12 protein-coding genes and 1 pseudogene are annotated in these 16,850 nt (G+C 66.2%); 8 read left to right on the forward strand and 5 right to left on the reverse strand.

Annotation, left to right across the window (positions count from 1 at the left end):
* The first annotated feature begins 30 nt into the window (after positions 1-30).
* The 5 genes from B1A87_RS15325 to B1A87_RS15345 all read left to right on the forward strand — a co-directional run bounded on the left by B1A87_RS15325 (position 31) and on the right by B1A87_RS15345 (position 4,941).
* A complete protein-coding gene (locus tag B1A87_RS15325) occupies positions 31-570 on the forward strand; it encodes an NUDIX hydrolase family protein (protein ID WP_078029866.1) in 540 nt (179 codons plus the stop codon).
* Positions 571-655: 85 nt separating this feature from the next.
* Entirely contained in the window at positions 656-1,729 is a 1,074-nt protein-coding gene (locus B1A87_RS15330) for a DUF6707 family protein (RefSeq protein ID WP_078029865.1), read from the forward strand.
* Between the two features lie 80 nt (positions 1,730-1,809).
* Positions 1,810-2,535, forward strand: coding sequence for a hypothetical protein (locus tag B1A87_RS15335; protein WP_078029864.1), 726 nt, complete (start codon positions 1,810-1,812; stop codon positions 2,533-2,535).
* Between the two features lie 33 nt (positions 2,536-2,568).
* Complete coding sequence (gene tgt, locus B1A87_RS15340) at positions 2,569-3,855, forward strand: tRNA guanosine(34) transglycosylase Tgt (RefSeq protein ID WP_078029863.1); 1,287 nt, start codon at positions 2,569-2,571, stop codon at positions 3,853-3,855.
* A gap of 150 nt (positions 3,856-4,005) precedes the next feature.
* Complete coding sequence (locus B1A87_RS15345) at positions 4,006-4,941, forward strand: type IV toxin-antitoxin system AbiEi family antitoxin domain-containing protein (protein WP_078029862.1); 936 nt, start codon at positions 4,006-4,008, stop codon at positions 4,939-4,941.
* 134 nt (positions 4,942-5,075) lie between these two features.
* On the opposite strand, the gene B1A87_RS15350 is transcribed toward B1A87_RS15345, so the two are convergent.
* Both B1A87_RS15350 and B1A87_RS15355 read right to left on the reverse strand, forming a co-directional pair.
* Positions 5,076-5,786: a queuosine precursor transporter gene (locus tag B1A87_RS15350; RefSeq protein WP_078029861.1), complete on the reverse strand. Its 711-nt coding sequence runs from the start codon at positions 5,784-5,786 to the stop codon at positions 5,076-5,078.
* 234 nt (positions 5,787-6,020) lie between these two features.
* Positions 6,021-7,436, reverse strand: a complete 1,416-nt coding sequence (locus tag B1A87_RS15355) for an MFS transporter (protein ID WP_078029860.1) — start codon at positions 7,434-7,436, stop codon at positions 6,021-6,023.
* A gap of 142 nt (positions 7,437-7,578) precedes the next feature.
* Between B1A87_RS15355 and B1A87_RS15360 the strand changes: the two genes are divergently transcribed.
* A complete protein-coding gene (locus tag B1A87_RS15360; RefSeq protein ID WP_078029859.1) occupies positions 7,579-8,436 on the forward strand; it encodes a hydroxymethylpyrimidine/phosphomethylpyrimidine kinase in 858 nt (285 codons plus the stop codon).
* A 25-nt stretch (positions 8,437-8,461) separates the two neighbouring features.
* Here the strand turns inward: B1A87_RS15360 and B1A87_RS15365 are convergent, their stop codons facing one another.
* The 3 genes from B1A87_RS15365 to B1A87_RS15375 form a co-directional block, all read right to left on the reverse strand.
* Entirely contained in the window at positions 8,462-9,673 is a 1,212-nt protein-coding gene (locus tag B1A87_RS15365; RefSeq protein ID WP_260681058.1) for a serpin family protein, read from the reverse strand.
* A 323-nt stretch (positions 9,674-9,996) separates the two neighbouring features.
* Positions 9,997-11,745, reverse strand: a complete 1,749-nt coding sequence (locus B1A87_RS15370; protein WP_078029858.1) for a pyruvate dehydrogenase — start codon at positions 11,743-11,745, stop codon at positions 9,997-9,999.
* 165 nt (positions 11,746-11,910) lie between these two features.
* Positions 11,911-13,398, reverse strand: a complete 1,488-nt coding sequence (locus tag B1A87_RS15375; protein ID WP_078029857.1) for a helix-turn-helix transcriptional regulator — start codon at positions 13,396-13,398, stop codon at positions 11,911-11,913.
* A 181-nt stretch (positions 13,399-13,579) separates the two neighbouring features.
* Between B1A87_RS15375 and aceA the strand changes: the two genes are divergently transcribed.
* Both aceA and aceB read left to right on the forward strand, forming a co-directional pair.
* Entirely contained in the window at positions 13,580-14,911 is a 1,332-nt protein-coding gene (gene aceA, locus B1A87_RS15380; protein ID WP_078029856.1) for an isocitrate lyase, read from the forward strand.
* A 213-nt stretch (positions 14,912-15,124) separates the two neighbouring features.
* Positions 15,125-16,812, forward strand: a pseudogene (gene aceB, locus B1A87_RS15385) (malate synthase A).
* Positions 16,813-16,850 lie beyond the last annotated feature (38 nt).

Here is a 16,850-nt window from a genome sequence, read left to right on the forward strand (position 1 = left end):
GGACGTGTGGGGATGGGGTAGAACTTAACCATGAACGTGCGCACCCCCGACCCCAATCCCGGCTGGCTGTCCGACGAAGACCTGTTCGAGGCCCGCGGAAGGCTTCCCATGGTCTATGTGGAAGCCGTGCCGGTCCGGCTCGATCCGCTCGGGTTTGTGAATGAGGTGGGCACGCTCCTCCAGGCGGACGAGGACGGCACCATGGTCCGGTCCCTGGTCTCCGGCCGCGTGCTCTACCGCGAGACCATCCGCGCGGCCCTGCTGCGCCACATGGAGAAGGACCTCGGCCCGCTGGCCTTCCCGCAGCTGCCCGTGAGCCCCGTGCCGTTCACCGTTGCCGAATACTTTCCCGCGCCGTCGCACACCGGTTTCACCGACGACCGCCAGCACGCGGTTTCGCTGGCCTACATCATCCCTGTGACCGGCGAATGCGAGCCGCGCCAGGACGCCCTGGAGCTGACTTGGATGACCCCGCAGGAAGTGCTCAGCGAGGGTGTCCAGCTGGAATTCAGCGGCGGCCGCGGGGCGCTGGTCCGGCAGGCCCTGGCTTACGCCGGCGTAGGCAGCTGACGCCCGGGCGTCCGCGCCTCCCCGACTTCGCACTCGCTCCTTTGTAGACTGTTGGGCGGACCGCAAGAGAACTTAAGGACTCCCGATGACCCACCCACCAGCTGCCCAGAACTTCCGCGAACAGCAGGCTGGATCTCTGCAGGCGGGCGACCACCTTCTCCTGCCGGACGGCGAACGGTCCGCGGAAATTTATTCCGTGGAAATCGAAAACGACGATTTTGGCACTCCTGCGATCGTTCTCGCAACCCTCACCGGCGGCGGCATGCTGCGCGTCGCCGCCGGATCCTCGGTGCGGATTTTCGGGCCGCAGTCCGACTCTGATAAACCCGCTCCGGGCGGCTCCGCGGACGCCGTCGCCCGTGGGAACGTCGCCTGTACCAAGGCTACGGGGGAGGACAGCTCCCCCGATGAGTCCGACGCCGCCATTCCGCTTCAGTCGGTGGGGAACCCCGGTGGCGGGGCGGCCGTGCCGGCGGCGCCTGCCGCCGTCGTCGTACCTCCCATGCCTGCCACGACGCCCGCGGTGATCGGGCCCAGCGCCGAAGACCTGGCACTGATCCCGGAGCCCGCCGGGACCCCTGAATCCGTGGTGGAGGGCGTCGCCGAGGCGCATCCGGATTCCGTGGGCGTGCTGCTTCTCGCCGACAAGCTGGTGAAGGGCATCAACACGAAGTCCGGCAGCTGCCTCAAGGATCTCAGCGACCTCGCGCACGAACTGTTCATCATTCTCAAGGATCCCGACGCCGCGCTGTCCGTGGCCGACCTGCTCAACGTGCTGCCTTTCGATGGCAACCCGGGCCGCTGGGCGTCCGTGGAGGCATCCCTCGCCCTGTCCACCTACATCTGCCGGCAGACGGGGCAGAAGGACCGGGCGGCGGTCTACGAGAAGCTGCTCCGGTCCCCGGAAAACCAGGAAACGGATCCGTTCAAGGCCCGGATGCAGGCCCGGGTGCGCCAGCGGTCGCTGAATGAACCCAACCTGTACGACAAAGAGATTTTCCGGTCCATGGACAATTCCAACCATGAGGCCGAGCGCGAATGGCGCCTGCTGCGCCTCGAGTCGCTGCTGTTCCTGCGTGCGCACGGCGGGTCGCAGACCATCAGCGCCGGGGAACTGGAACGGCGGATCGCCAATGAACTGGAATCCGTCCGGGGATAGCTCATCGACCGTCCGGCGCGGGCCCAGGTGATTCCGTTTCTGCTCTAGCCCGGGCTGTGCCGAAGTTGTAGATTCAGGCCATGACGAACAATCTGAGCGTTGTGATCAACTCGGACGCGCCGCAGGTTTGGACAATGTTGCGTGAACCCTCCAAGGTCGCCCAGTGGCATGGTTGGGAGGCAGACGACCTCACGGCGGAAATCAATGAGATCTACTTCAGCAGCGCCGTGGTCGAAAGCGCGGACCACACCACGCTGACCGTCAACGGCGGTGACATCTTCACGCTGAAGCCAGTCCCCACCGGCACCGAGGTCAACGTCACCCGCGCCGCGATGGACCACAACTCCGAATGGGCTGCCTGGGACGAGGACATCACCCAGGGCTGGCTCACGTTCCTCCACCAGTTGCGGTTCGCCCTGGAACGGCATCCGCACGGCAAGCGCCGGACCTGCTTCTTTTCGGTTCCCGGAAGCGGGGGGTCGGCGATCGAAAAACTTGGCCTGAAAGACGTCCCCGCCGCGGGCGAGAATTATTCGCTCACCCTGGCCACCGGCGAGGAGATCTCGGGCAAGGTCTGGTACAAAACGAACCACCAGGTGGGGCTCACCGTGCACAGCTACGCTGAGCACGGCGAAGGCCTGCTGATCGTGGCGGACCAGCCTGTCATCCCGGATGTCAGGCCCGACGGCGGTTCGATGGTGATCCTGTCGACGTACGATCTGGGGGCCCACAGCTTGGAGACCATCCGCACCCTGTGGGACGACTGGCGCTCTGAGAACTACCCCACATCGGAACCCATCCACTGAGGCTTCACGCGGGTTAGCTGGCACACTTGAACCGTGCCAGCCAATCCTGAACCGGAACCGCCCGCCCGCCAGTCGGAATTCTCTTTCCGTGTGGGCAAGCGGCTCACCGAATCCTGCCGCCCCTCCGCCGAGCAGGTGTCCGCCAACGGTGGCGAGTTCCTCGGCAGGACCGGCACCATCGCCACGCCGCACGGCGAGATCCAGACGCCGGCCTTTATCGCCGTCGGAACCAAAGCGACAGTGAAGTCGGTGCTGCCCGAATCCATGGCGGAACTGGGGGCGCAGGCCCTGCTGGCCAACGCCTACCATCTCTACCTCCAGCCGGGTCCGGACGTCCTGGACGAGGCCGGCGGGCTGGGCGCCTTCATGAACTGGCCGGGCCCCACCTTCACGGATTCCGGCGGATTCCAGGTGATGAGCCTGGGCTCGGGCTTCAAGAAGGTCATCGACATGAAGTCCGTGGACCAGTCCGGACCCGACGACGCCGTGGCCGCGGGCAAGGAGCGACTGGCCCACGTGGACAACGACGGCGTGTGGTTCAAGAGCCACCTCAACGGGGACCGGCACCGATTCTCCCCCGAGATCTCCATGCAGGTCCAGCACCAGATCGGCGCGGACATCATGTTCGCCTTCGACGAGCTCACGACGCTGCAGAACTCGCGCGGCTACCAGGAAGAGTCGCTGGAGCGCACCCGGCTGTGGGCCCTCCGCTGCCTCGACGAGCACTTCCGCCTGACGTCGGAGCGCGCGGGCAAGCCCTACCAGGCGCTGTTCGGCGTGATCCAGGGCGCGCAGTACGAGGACCTGCGGCGGAAGGCCTGCCGGGATCTTGGCGCCATGGCCTTTGACGGGTACGGGATCGGCGGGGCCCTGGAGAAGGAAAACCTCGGCACGATCGTGCGCTGGTGCAACGAGGAACTCCCGGAGAACAAGCCGCGGCACCTGCTGGGCATTTCCGAACCGGACGACATCTTCACGGCGATCGAAAACGGCGCGGACACCTTCGACTGCGTCTCGCCCACCCGCGTGGCCCGGAACTCCGCGTTCTACACCCCCACCGGCCGGTACAACCTGTCCGGCGCGAAGTACAAGCGCGACTTCGGCCCGCTCCAGGAAGGCTGCGACTGCTACGCCTGCCTCAACTACTCCCGCGCCTACATCCACCACCTGTTCAAGGCCAAGGAGATGCTCTCCGCCACGCTCATCTCCATCCACAACGAGCGTTTCGTGGTGAAGATGGTGGACGACGCCCGGCTGGCCATCGAATCCGGGGACTTCTTCGAGTTCAAGGCGGAGACCCTGGCGCGGTACTACTCCTAGCGGGGGCCCGGTCCGTCCCCGCCGTTACGACGGTTCCCTGCGCACCAGACGTACGGCCGCGTCGAGCGCAGCGGGGAACCGTCTAGCCGGATTTCCACATAGCCAACTTGGGGTCTGGAACCCGTTCCGTTCAAGGCCAACGCTGGAACCATGACCGAACCGAATCTTCAGCTTCCCGCCGGCAGGATGTGGCGCACCCAGGAACTGCTCAGCGCCGGTGTCCAGCACCGCGCCATCACCCGTTTGGTGCAGAGCGGTGACTTGGCGCGTCCCCGCCGCGGTTGCTATGTCCGCGGCAGCTGGTGGAACGGACTGAAACCGGTTACGCGCAGCCGGTATCTGGTCCACGCCCACGCGCACGGGACGCTTACGACGTCGCCCGGCGGCTTTGTCTACAGCCACACCTCGGGTGCCCGGTTGCGCCGGCTGCACCTGTGGAACGTCGATGACCGGATCCACCTGACCCAGGCGACGTGCCCGTCCGGAATTTCGCACGGCGCCGGCGTCGTTGCCCATACCCGGGCCTTGGGTCGGGGCGACGTGAGCTTCGTGGATGGGCTCCCCTGCACGTCCCTCGAGCGGACGGTGGTGGACTGCTGCCTGATGTTCAACCTGCGGCAGTCCCTCATCCTTGTGGACCACGCCTGTCGCCTTGGCGCGGACCTCGAGGTCCTGCGGGCCCGCTGCGCCGAGCTGGCCGGGCGCAATGGTGTCGTCGCGCTGCGCAGGGCCGTCGAACTGGCGGATCCGCGTTCCGAGTCGCCCGGGGAATCCTTGACCAGGGAACTGTTGCACAGGCTCAGGATCGAGATGCCCGAGCCCCAGTACGTGGTGCGCACGCCGCTCGGCGAGCACCGCTTCGACTTCGCCTGGCCCAGGAAGAAAGTCGCGCTCGAATTCGACGGCAAGGTCAAGTATTTCGACTACCAGCCCACCGGCGAGGTCCTGTTTGCCGAACGCCGGCGCGAGAAGGCACTCATGGAGCAGGGCTGGATCTTCCTTCGCGTCGAATGGAAGGACCTGTTCAGCGAGGCGGAATTCAAGTACCGGGTGCTCCGGGCGCTCGGCAGGGGTCCGGCCGCGTGACTCTCATCGTCCCGGCACTCCCGCCGTTTCGACGGTTCCCTGCCGGTTCGACGTCCCGCAGCGTCGAGCGGGGCGGGAACCGTCGAAGCGGCAGCGGCCGGCGGCCTGAAAACGTACGACGGCGGGCGGCCGGGCTACGCTGTCTGGCTCAGTGCGCCGTAGCTCGGTTCCCGCCTCTTGACCCAGCCGATGACCAGCGCCGTCACGGGCACGAAGAGGAACTCCACCAGGGTCTTGTAGAGGAATCCCGCCACCACGTAGTTCACAAACATGCCAAAGTCGGCGATGCCGATGACGGACGCGGCAATGCTGCAGAAGATCAGCGTGTCCACGAACTCGCCGGCCACGGAGGAACCCATGATGCGGGCCCAGAGCGACCTCTCGCCGGTCCGCGCCTTCATCCTCACCAGGATCCAGGAATTGATGGTCTGACCGGCCAGGAACGCCAGCATGGAGGCCAGCACGATCTGCGGCACCGGGCCGAGCGCACCCTCCAGGGCTGCCTGCTTGGAGGCGCCGAACTCGTCGTCGAACCCCGGCAGCGCGATGATGATCCAATAGCAGACCGACGCGAACACCGAGAGCGCGAACGTGGTGATGATGGCCTTGCGCGCCACCTTGAAGCCGTACACCTCGCTGATGACGTCACCCAGGATGTAGGCCAGCGGGAACAGGAAGAAGCCGCCGTCGGTCACGATCGGGCCCAGCACCACGCCCTTGGAGGCGCCGATGTTGGAAAGGATCAGCACCACGGCCATGACGGCGAGCATGATGCCGAAGTACGGCGAGCCGATGGAGGCAAACCTGGGCGGAGCTGCGGAAGCGAAAGTCTTGGCGGAAGTCATGGTGTTCCATTCATAGTGGTTCGCTCGGTGACCCGCGCCCTGCCAGGGGAACGCGCGGTCAGCCGGCTGTATTAGCACTGGATGGTCCGCTGCCGAATGGCCGCCGGAACCGCGGTCCATTCTCTCACCCCGGCCAGCCACCCGCCGTCGTACCCGCCCGTTTCGACGGTTCCGTCCACACTCGACGCTGCGGGGCGTCGTGTGTGCATGGAACCGTCGAAACGGCGCGCGGACCTAGCGGCGCGAGGCGTCGATGAGGTCCTCGTCGTCGTCCCTGCGGCCGGCGTCCGTGCCGCCTGCGGCACCAGCTGCCGGCGACCAGGCGTCGCCCTGCTCGCGGTCCAGGTGCGTGGCCTTCTTGTTCTTCAGCGCGAAGATGTAGACCAGGAGCGAGATCGCAATGGCCACGGTGACGTAGGTGAAGAACAGGTCCACGCGCTCGGCCTTCTGGAACGCGGCACCCAGCAGCGGAACGGTTCCGCCGAACAGTGAGTTGGCGACGGCATAGCCGAGTCCGACGCCGAGCGCGCGGATGGAGGCCGGGAACAGTTCGGCCTTCACGAGGGCGTTGATCGAGGTGTAGCCGCCCACAATCAGCAGGCCGCCCATCATCAGCAGGAAGGCGGTGAACGGATCCTTGGTCCCGGCGAGGGTGGAGAGCAGCGGCCAGGTGAAGAGCACCCCGGTGATGCCGAACCACAGGAGCAGCGGCTTGCGGCCCACCTTGTCCGAAATGATCCCGTAGACGGGCTGGAGCAGCATGAAGATGAAGAGGGCCCAGAAGTTGATCACCGATGTGTCGGTCTTGTCGATCCCGGACGTATCGTTCATGAACTTCAGGATGAAGTTGGTGTACGTGTAGAACGCCACGGTGCCGCCCAGGGTGACACCGATGCAGATGAGCAGCGGCTTCCAGTACTGGGTGAACAGGAGCTTCATGGTGCCCGGCTGGGCAACGCCGGCCACGGCCGGAACCTTGGCCGCCTCGACCTGCTCCGCGGACACGGTCTCTTCCATCGAGCGCCGGAGCCACAGGACCACGAGTGCGGCCACGCCGCCGATCGCGAACGGAATGCGCCAACCCCACTCGGTCAGGTCACCCTTGGAGATGGCGTTCTGCAGGACCACGAGGACGAGCAGGGCCAGCATCTGGCCGCCGATCAGGGTGACGTACTGGAAGCTGGAGAAGAACCCGCGGCGCTTCGATGTGGCCGCCTCGGACATGTACGTGGCGCTGGTGCCGTATTCGCCGCCGACCGAGAAGCCCTGGATCAGGCGCACGAGGATGAGCAGGAGCAGCGCCCAGACACCGATCTGCTGGGTGGTCGGAAGGATCGCGATGGCGAAGGATCCGGCGGACATCAGGGTCACGCTCAGCGTGAGCGCGGCCTTCCGTCCCTTGCGGTCGGCATAGCGGCCGAAGAACCAGGCGCCGATCGGGCGCATCAGGAACGACGTCGAGAAGACGGCCATCGCCTCAAGGCCGGCCTGCAGCTCGTCCTTGGAATTGAAGAAGTGCGACTGGAAATAGGCCGCGAAGACTGTGTAGACGTAGAGGTCGTACCACTCCACGAGGTTGCCGGCGGAGCCTTTGAGAATATTGCTCACCGCTCGCCGGGTCTGGGCTGCTTCGGACAGTTGGGTGCTCATCAGTGAACCTTCCTCGATTCGGCGCCGCAAGCAAGCAACGCCGTCCGCCACCCTAGTGCCCGTGATCCGGACCGCCTGCGTTTTGGTCATACTGTTCATGAGCACAATGCGGGACGTTCGCCCCCGATGGCAGGATGGGACCATGACCAGTGCTGAAGTTACCGCGACCCCAGACCGGACCACTCCCGCCGTCGTCCTGGCGATCGCCGGCTCGGAGGCGACCGGCGGCGCCGGCGCGCAGGCCGACCTCAAGACGTTCCAGGAACTGGGCGTATTCGGCATCGCCAACCTCACCTGCATCGTGTCGTTCGATCCCTCGGACAGCTGGAACCACCGCTTCGTTCCGGTGGACCAGGCGGTCATTGCGCACCAGTTGGAAGCGACGACGGCGGCCTACGGTGCCGCTTCGGGCGCACCTTCCGTGCTGGACACCGTAAAGATCGGCATGCTGGGCAGCCCTGCCACGATCGAGACCGTCGCCTCGGCGCTGGCCGGCGGCGCTTTCACCAATGTGGTGCTGGATCCCGTGCTGATCTGCAAGGGCCAGGAGCCGGGGCATGCGCTGGACACGGACCAGGCCCTCAAGGCGCAGATCCTGCCGCTGGCCACGTTTGTCACGCCGAACCATTTTGAAGCAGAGTCGCTGTCCGGGCTGGAGATCACGGATGTCGAATCGCTCAAGGCCGCGGCCGTGCGCATCCATGAACTCAGCGGCGCCGCCGTGCTGGCCAAGGGCGGCGTGCGGCTGACCGGACCCGACGCCGTCGACGTCTTTTACGACGGTGAGACCCTCGAAGTCCTCTCTGCGCCGAAGGTGGGCGAGGTGGCCGTCTCGGGCGCCGGCTGTTCGCTGGCCGCCACGGTGACGGCCGAGCTGGCCAAGGGTGCCACTCCGCTCGAGGCGGCCCGGACGGCCAAGTCCTTTGTCACCGCCGGCATCCGCAACCGCGTGGCGTCGGGCGCCCCGTTCGACGCGCTGTGGCAGGGCGGGCCGCGGTAACTACGCGGCCGCAGGCTCACCCGAGTCAGGAACGGGGATCGGCCACCGTCCCCATGAACAGCGGGAGGCCCGTCTCGATGTGGATGATCTCGTAGTGGAACGGCCTGTCGAACTCGATGGTCCGGTCCGGCTGCGGCGGTGCGCTCGTGACCATGCCGTTGATCTGGGTGACGGCGGCTGCCACCGTGCCCTTCTCCGCGACGGTGATGTTGGCGGCCTGCGCGGCCTGGGTGACCATCATTTGGGGCTGGATGGCGTCGAAGTCGGTGGTGGTGCTGAGGGTCTTCTTGAGTCCCAAGGAACCCAGGACTTTGCGGAGGTCGAAGCTGCACTTGTGGTCCCATCGCGGCAGCTGGATCTGGACTGTCTGCTGGCGGGCGGAATCCATGGCCCGTGCGATCTGAGCCAACATTCCCGCGCTTAACAACGTCCCCGCGGCCTTGCCCTCGGCCGTGCCGGCGGCGGGGCCGGGCAGGACCAGCCGCATCAGGAAGCCGTCGGCATAGGGAAGGTCCACGCCCCGCCAGCCCTGCCCTTCCGCGTACTTCATCGGCAGCAGGTTGTGCATGGCGGGAGCGGTGATCTCCTTGCCCTCGGCCGTGGTGAACGGCAGGTCGGACGTGTTGCCGGGATCGAACGGGACATTCCATGCGGCGGCGAAGTACAGCGCGTTGAGGAGGCTGAAGGTGTTCCGGTGGTCGTACTCCGCGGGCGCTTTCTTGATCCGGCCGCCGGTGTTCTTATCCACCCACGCGTCGATGGCAGGTTTGGTGGCCGCCTCGTCACTGAAGTCCACCGGATACACTCCGGTGCCGTAGTGCCGTGCCAGCGTGTCCAGGTAGGCCGCACCGGTAGTGACGTCCTTGTCCACAAAGAGTCCGTTGGCCGGGTGCATGACCGGCTTCCGGGGCGGGTTCGCCTCGTCAACGGAGCCGGGGTCGCCGTCGAACTTTTCCAGGGAAGCCAGCAGCGCGTTCATGGCTTCGTCCCGGTCTTTGGCAGGAAGCTTCAGGACGGCGTCCATCTCGGCAGCTGTCTCCCCCGACGCGCCGGCGCGCAGCATGGCCAGTGCAATCAGCAGGCTGCCCGGTGACGCTACCACGTTGCCGTTGGCGCCGTCGCCGCCGTCAGCAAGCAGCGCCTCCCCGAGCGTCAGGGCTGAGTCGCGGAGGGACCGCAGCTCCGCGCCGTAACCGGCGACTTGCACCGAAACCCGTTCGACGCCGTCGGCCTTCAGGAGTCCGGGTTACGGCGCCGAGCATGCCGTCAACGCAACCACGGCAGTTGCCGCCATCAATTTAGCCACTCGATTCCTCTTCATTGCCGCCCCTCAGACAAACCGCGGATGACCGCCTATCCACAGTCAACCAGCAGGGTCTGACAGTATCGATGCCTGCGCGGTCACGGTTTGTTGTCGTTTCGGTCTCACGTCCCGACGCCCGCTGACCGTTCGCAACGTTTTCGCTAACGCCCGCTGGCTTCCTGCACGTTCCGGGTCCACGCTCTGTCAGGTGCTGGGCGCCGGCGGGTTCCAGTGGCGCCCCGGAAGCGGGAGTTCGATCAGCGCCGGGGGATGTTGCGCAGGTTGCTCCGGGCCATGCTGACGGCCTCGCCGGCGCCACGGTTCAAAACCACCTTGGACATGGCGGTGGCGAAGCCGAGGACCTGCGCACCCTTGATCTTCGGCGGAATCGAGAGCGCCTTGGGATCCGTGACGAGTTCCACCAGCGACGGTCCGGGGTGGGCGAACGCCTCGCGGTAGGCCTCCTCTATCCGGGTGGGATCCGTGACGCGGACCGAATGGAAGCCGAGAGCCTGGGCAACGGCCGCATAGTTCGCGTCGGGCACATCGACGCCGAAGTCGGGCAGCCCGTCCACCAGCATCTCAAGCTTGACCATGCCCAGGGTGGAGTTGTTGAACACCACCACGTTTACCGGCAGCCGGTAGGCGGCGACCGTGATGAGCTCGCCAAGCAGCATGGACAGCCCGCCGTCGCCCGAGACCGAAACCACCTGGCGTCCGGGATAGGCCAGTTGCGCGCCGATCGCGTGCGGCAGGGCATTGGCCATGGAGCCGTGCAGGAAGGATCCGATCAGCCGGCGGGTGCCCAGCGGATTGATGTACCGCGCAGTCCAGACGTTGCACATGCCGGTGTCGGCCGTGAAGATGGCATCCTCCGCGGCCACCTGGTCCAGCAGGGAGGCGGCGTATTCCGGGTGGATTGGCTGCTTCTTTTCCACTTTGCGGGTGTAGGCGCCCACGGCTTTGTTCATGAGCCGGTCATGCTTCTTGAGCATCTGGTCGAGGAAGCGGCGGCTCTTCTTCGCAGTCAGCAAGGGCATCAGCGCCGAGAGCGTCGGCAGCACGTCGCCATGGACGGCGATGTCGACGTCGGTCCGCCTCCCCAGCCTGTGGGCGGCGCGGTCCACCTGGGCGGTGCGCGTGCCCGGCAGGAACTGGTCGTAGGGAAAATCGGTGCCGAGCAGGATCAGCAGGTCCGCGTCTTCGATCCCCTCGGCGGCGGCACCGTAGCCCAGCAGCCCGGTCATCCCGATGTCGTACGGGTTGTCGTACTGCATGAAGTCTTTGCCGCGGAGCGAGTGGCCGATCGGTGCCCGGACCAGCTCTGCGAGGGCGATCACCTCGTCGTGGGCGCCCTGCACGCCGGCGCCTGCGAAGATGGCTACTTTCTCCGCCGCGTTGATCGCATCGGCCAGCTTCTGGACGCTCTCCGGCGCCGGCACCAGGGTTGCGGGCACGAACGCCGCGGGAACCGGCGTTTCAGCCGTGGCGTCCAACCCGGCGATGTCACCCGGAAGGGTGACGACGGCGACTCCCCCGAGTCCGACGGCGTGCTGGATGGCGCTGTGCACCACGCGGGGCGCCTGTTCCGCAGTGCTGACCAGTTCGGAGTACACCGAGCATTCGTTGAAGATCCGGTCCGGGTGGGTTTCCTGGAAGAAGCCGCTGCCGATCTGCTTGCTGGGAATGTGCGATGCAATGGCCAATACAGGCGCCCCGGAGCGGTTCGCGTCGTAGAGCCCGTTGATCAGGTGCAGGTTCCCGGGGCCGCAGGAACCCGCGCAGACTGCAAGCTTGCCTGTCAGCTGGGCTTCAGCGGCGGCGGCAAAGGCTGCCGCCTCCTCGTGCCGGACATGGATCCAGTCAATGCCGCCTTGTTGGGAGCCGCCCGTCTTGCGGACGGCGTCGACGATCGGGTTGAGGCTGTCCCCCACGATCCCGTAAATGCGCTGCACTCCGGCAGCCTGCAGTTGTTCGACGAGCTGGGTTGCAAGTTCCTTGGCCATGAGTGCACGCTCCCGCGATCGGCTTGATGTGCTGACAGGGCCAATATAGTCCGCCCACCTTGAGGCGCTTCCCAGGTTGCCGGTCCGGCCGTGTGCGTCCGCGCAGGATCCGCGGGGGAAGTCAGGGAGCCGCGCAGGGAGCCGCCCGTCAGCGCACCGGCCCCCTCAGCTCCCCGAGTGCGCCTGAAGGAACGTGTACACCTCGGTCTCGTCCACACCGGGGAAAGCGCCCGGGGGCATGGCGGCCAGCAGGTGCGAGTGCGCCCGCGCCGACGGCCAGGCATTGCCGGCCCACTCCGACGTCAGCGAGGCCGGCGGGCGGCGGCAGCAGTTCTCGTCCGGGCACGTGGACTTGGACCGCTCGGTGGTTTCCCTGCCGCGGAACCACTTCACCTGCGCATAGGGCACGCCGACGGAGAGCGAGAATTCGCCATTCGCGGAGCGTTCGGTCCGCGCGGTGCACCAATAGGTCCCCGACGGGGTGTCCGTGTACTGGCTGTAGGCGCTGAACTTGTCCGGCACGTCGAACACCACCCGCGACGTCCAGTTCTTGCACGACGGCTGGCCCTCAATGGCGCCGGTGTGATCCTGCGGGAACGTCACGCCGTCGTTCTCGTAGGCCTTGTAGATGATGCCGCTCTTGTGGGTTTTCTGGAAGTGCGTGCGGATGTCCAGGTGCTGGGTGGCGAGGTTCGTGAACCGGTGCGCCGCGGTCTCATAGGACACGGCGAAGGCATCCCGGATGTCCTCCACGGCGATTTCCTTGGCCTGCTTGGCCTTCTGCAGGAACTCCACGGTGGCCTGCTCCGGCAGCATCAGCGCCGCGGCGAAGTAGTTCGTGGCCACTCGCTGCATCAGGAAATCTCCGTAGTTGGACGGCGTCTGGTGGCCCAGGACGTAGTGTCCCAGGGCCTGCAGCAGCACCGAACGGGGGTCGTGATCGGTGCGCTGGTTCTGCGTGAGATAAATTCGGCGGTTCTTAAGATCCGTCACGGAGCGGGTCGAATGCGGCAGATCGCCCACGTGGTGCAGGCTGAACCCGAGGTGCCCGGCGATGTCAGCGATGACGTGGTGGGACAGCGGACCGCTGGTGTGGCCCACCGAAGCAAGGACCTTCTGTGCCTCCGCCTCGTACTCCGGAAAATAGTTGTTCCGCTCGCGCATCATGGCACGCAGCGCACCGTTGGCACGGCGGGCCTCTTCCGGCGTCGCCGTCTGCTCGTTGAGCCTGCGCTCCAGCTCATGCTGCAGGCCCACCATGGACTCCAGCACATCCATCGGAAGCCGCGAGCTGATGCGGATTTTCGGCAGGTTCAGCGAGCCGTAGAGGGGGCTGCGCTGATACCGTTCCAGCTCGATCTCCAGCGCCGCGCGGCGGTTGGGCGGCTCCGCCCCGAGCAGCTGGTCGATGCTGACACCCAGGGCAACCGCCAACTGCTGCAGCAACCCCAGTTTGGGCTCACGCTTGCCGTTCTCGATCAGGCTCAGCTGGCTCGGCGCGGTGCCGACGGCGGCACTCAGGTCATCGAGGGTCATGGCCGCCGCTTTGCGCAGGTGGCGTACGCGGCGGCCCAGGCTGATGACGTCCAGTTCGGGGGCGGCAGGGGACGACGGCGGGGTGGCGGCTTTGCGGTTCCAGCTCGTAGGCGACATTTATTGAGCATACGCGAAGAAACGCATTTCTTTCCATGGTTTTCATCTAGTAACTCTCTTGAAAGTGCCGAAAAGTAGATCTCACGGAAAGAAACACCGCACCGGTCCAGCCGGCCCCGAACTGCAAAGGCGCAGGAAAGGGCCGGCCTGGACAATCCGGAGCACAAACAAGGAGACAAAGATGACTGCAGCATTTGAGCCCACCCAGCAGACGCCCGAGCAGCAGGCCGCCGCACTGGAGCTCGAGTGGGCCGCCAACCCCCGCTGGGAAGGTGTGACCCGTGACTACAAGGCTTCGGACGTCGTCCGACTCCGCGGCCGCGTCTCCGAAGAACACACGCTGGCCCGCCGCGGCTCCGAGAAGCTGTGGAAGCAGCTCACCGAAGAGCACAAGACCGGCGGGTATACCAACGCTCTCGGAGCCCTCACCGGCAACCAGGCCGTGCAGCAGGTCAAGGCCGGCCTCCGCGCCATCTACCTGTCCGGCTGGCAGGTGGCCGCCGACGCCAACAACTCCGGCCACACTTACCCGGACCAGTCGCTGTACCCGGCCAACTCCGTTCCCACGGTGGTCCGCCGCATCAACAACGCCCTCCTCCGCGCGGACCAGATCGAATTCTCCGAGGGCATCCAGACTGTCGAGGACTGGATGGTCCCGATCGTCGCTGACGCCGAAGCCGGGTTCGGCGGACCGCTGAACGCCTACGAACTCATGAAATCCATGATCCAGGCCGGCGCCTCAGGCGTTCATTGGGAGGACCAGCTCGCTTCGGAGAAGAAGTGCGGCCACCTCGGCGGCAAGGTGCTGATCCCCACCCAGCAGCACGTCCGCACCCTGAACGCGGCCCGCCTGGCCGCGGACGTCGCCGGCACCCCGTCGGTGGTCATCGCCCGGACCGACGCCGAGGCGGCAACCCTGATCACCTCCGACGTCGACGAGCGCGACCAGGAATTCATCCTCCGCGAAGGCGGGCAGCCGGTCCGCACCGCGGAGGGCTTCTACAAGGTCCGCAACGGCATCGAACCCTGCATTGCCCGCGCCAAGGCCTACGCCCCGTACTCCGACCTCATCTGGATGGAGACGGGCACCCCGGACCTGGAGCTGGCCCGCAAGTTCGCCGAGTCCGTCAAGGCCGAGTTCCCGGACCAGATGCTCTCCTACAACTGCTCGCCGTCGTTCAACTGGCGCAAGCACCTGGACGACGCCACCATCGCCAAATTCCAGCGTGAACTCGGCGCCATGGGCTTCACGTTCCAGTTCATCACCCTGGCCGGCTTCCACGCCCTGAACTACTCGATGTTCGACCTCGCCCACGGCTACGCCCGTGAAGGCATGAGCGCCTACGTCGAGCTCCAGGAAAAGGAATTCGCCTCCGAATCCCGCGGCTACACCGCGACCAAGCACCAGCGCGAAGTCGGCACCGGCTACTTCGACGACATCGCCACTGCGCTCAACCCGAACGCATCCACCCTGGCCCTGGTGGGATCCACCGAAGAAGGCCAGTTCCACTAGCACTCGTTCGACGGCGGGACTTGCCTGCGGCCTTCGGTCCGGCATTGCTCTGCCTGCTATTCCCCATGCCCGGGTCCGACCTCGCTGAGCGAGGACGGACCCGGGCACAGGGCCCCTTTTACGCAGGCTGCCGCAACGCCGACACCTTCGGCCTGGTGAGGACCGCACCTGAGTGCGTGTCGCCGTCGTTCTTCCTATTTAGGAGCAATTGAAATGAACAGCTTCACCGACAACTTCACTATCAACGGGATCACGTTGACCGCCCAGCCCATTTGCCGGCAGAGCGAGGTACTGACGCCGGATGCGCTGGCGTTTGTGGCCAAGCTGCACAACGCCACGGCCGGGCGGCGCGAGGAGCTGTCTCTTATACACATCTAGATGTGTATAAGAGACAGCGGCGTGAGCAGATCGCTGCCGGCCAGGACCCGCGGTTCCTCCGCGAAACAGAGTCCGTCCGCAACGATCCCAATTGGCGGGTCGCTCCGCCGGCACCGGGGCTGGAGGACCGCCGCGTGGAAATCACCGGGCCCGTGGACAAGAAGATGACCATCAACGCGCTGAACTCCGGCGCCAAGGTGTGGCTCGCGGACATGGAAGACTCCTCCACGCCGTCCTGGCGCAACGTCATCCAGGGCCAGCTCAACCTCACGGACGCGCTGGAACGCCGGATCGACTTCACGTCCCCGGAGGGCAAGGAGTACAAGCTCCGCCCGGCCGAGGACCTGCCCACCATCGTGGTCCGTCCGCGCGGCTGGCACCTGCCCGAGAAGCACATGCTCGTCAACGGCACGCCCGTGGCCGGCGGGATCGTGGACTTCGGCCTGTACTTCTTCCACAACGCCCGCCGCCTGCTGGCCCAGGGCAAGGGCCCCTACTTCTACCTGCCGAAGATCGAAAACCACCTTGAGGCCCGGCTCTGGAACGACATCTTCATCCTGGCCCAGGACCTGCTCGGCATCCCGCAGGGCACCATCCGCGCCACCGTGCTGATCGAAACCATCACGGCAGCCTTCGAAATGGAGGAGATCCTGTACGAACTGCGGGACCACGCCTCCGGACTGAACGCCGGCCGGTGGGACTACATCTTCTCCCTCATCAAGAACTTCCGGACCCGCGGCCCCCGGTTCGTCCTGCCGGACCGCGGCCAGGTGACCATGACCCAGCCGTTCATGCGGGCCTACACCGAGCAACTGGTGCGCGCCTGCCACAAGCGCGGCGCCATGGCGATCGGCGGAATGGCCGCGGCCGTTCCCAACCGCAAGGACGAGGCCGCCAACGCCGATGCCTTCAAGAAGGTCCGCGCGGACAAGACCCGCGAGGCCGCCGACGGCTTCGACGGCTCCTGGGTGGCCCACCCCGACCTGGTTCCCGTCTGCCGCGACGTGTTCGACGCCGTGCTCGGCGACCGGCCCAACCAGCTGGACCGCCTCCGCGAGGACGTCACCCCGGACGACCGCGCGCTCATCGACGTGGCCGCAACCCAGGGCACCATCACGGAGCAGGGCATCAGGAACAACATCGAGGTGGGCATCCGCTACATCGAATCCTGGCTGCGCGGCAACGGCGCCGTGGCCATCCACAACCTGATGGAGGACGCCGCCACCGCGGAGATCTCCCGCTCGCAGATCTGGCAGTGGATCTACTCCCGCGCCATCACCGACCACGGCGAAATCATCACCCGCGAATGGGTCGAGGACATGCTGGACGAGGAGTTCGCCGGGCTGGAACGCTTCGACGGCGACCGCTTCAACGACGCCCGCGACATCTTCGAGGAGGTCACGCTGACCGACAAGTTCCCCAGCTTCCTCACCGTTCCGGCCTACGCCCGCTACCTGCACGAAGCCCGCGAAGGCGCGGACGCCACGGCCGAGGCGATCGAGGACGAACTGGCCGCCGCCTAGATTTCCGTCCGCCGGGCTGCCACGCCTTCGCAACAGCA

The organism is Arthrobacter sp. KBS0703, assembly GCF_002008315.2.
Taxonomy (GTDB): Bacteria; Actinomycetota; Actinomycetes; order Actinomycetales; family Micrococcaceae; genus Arthrobacter.

What these genes read in the sequence shown, in the direction of transcription:
- B1A87_RS15325 (WP_078029866.1), top strand. Translation starts at nt 31, where the DNA reads ATGAACGTGCGCACCCCCGACCCCAATCCCGGCTGGCTGTCCGACGAA.
- B1A87_RS15330 (WP_078029865.1), top strand. Translation starts at nt 656, where the DNA reads ATGACCCACCCACCAGCTGCCCAGAACTTCCGCGAACAGCAGGCTGGA.
- B1A87_RS15335 (WP_078029864.1), top strand. Translation starts at nt 1,810, where the DNA reads ATGACGAACAATCTGAGCGTTGTGATCAACTCGGACGCGCCGCAGGTT.
- B1A87_RS15345 (WP_078029862.1), top strand. Translation starts at nt 4,006, where the DNA reads ATGACCGAACCGAATCTTCAGCTTCCCGCCGGCAGGATGTGGCGCACC.
- B1A87_RS15350 (WP_078029861.1), bottom strand. Translation starts at nt 5,786, where the DNA reads ATGACTTCCGCCAAGACTTTCGCTTCCGCAGCTCCGCCCAGGTTTGCC.
- B1A87_RS15355 (WP_078029860.1), bottom strand. Translation starts at nt 7,436, where the DNA reads ATGAGCACCCAACTGTCCGAAGCAGCCCAGACCCGGCGAGCGGTGAGC.
- B1A87_RS15360 (WP_078029859.1), top strand. Translation starts at nt 7,579, where the DNA reads ATGACCAGTGCTGAAGTTACCGCGACCCCAGACCGGACCACTCCCGCC.
- B1A87_RS15370 (WP_078029858.1), bottom strand. Translation starts at nt 11,745, where the DNA reads ATGGCCAAGGAACTTGCAACCCAGCTCGTCGAACAACTGCAGGCTGCC.
- B1A87_RS15375 (WP_078029857.1), bottom strand. Translation starts at nt 13,398, where the DNA reads ATGTCGCCTACGAGCTGGAACCGCAAAGCCGCCACCCCGCCGTCGTCC.
- aceA (WP_078029856.1), top strand. Translation starts at nt 13,580, where the DNA reads ATGACTGCAGCATTTGAGCCCACCCAGCAGACGCCCGAGCAGCAGGCC.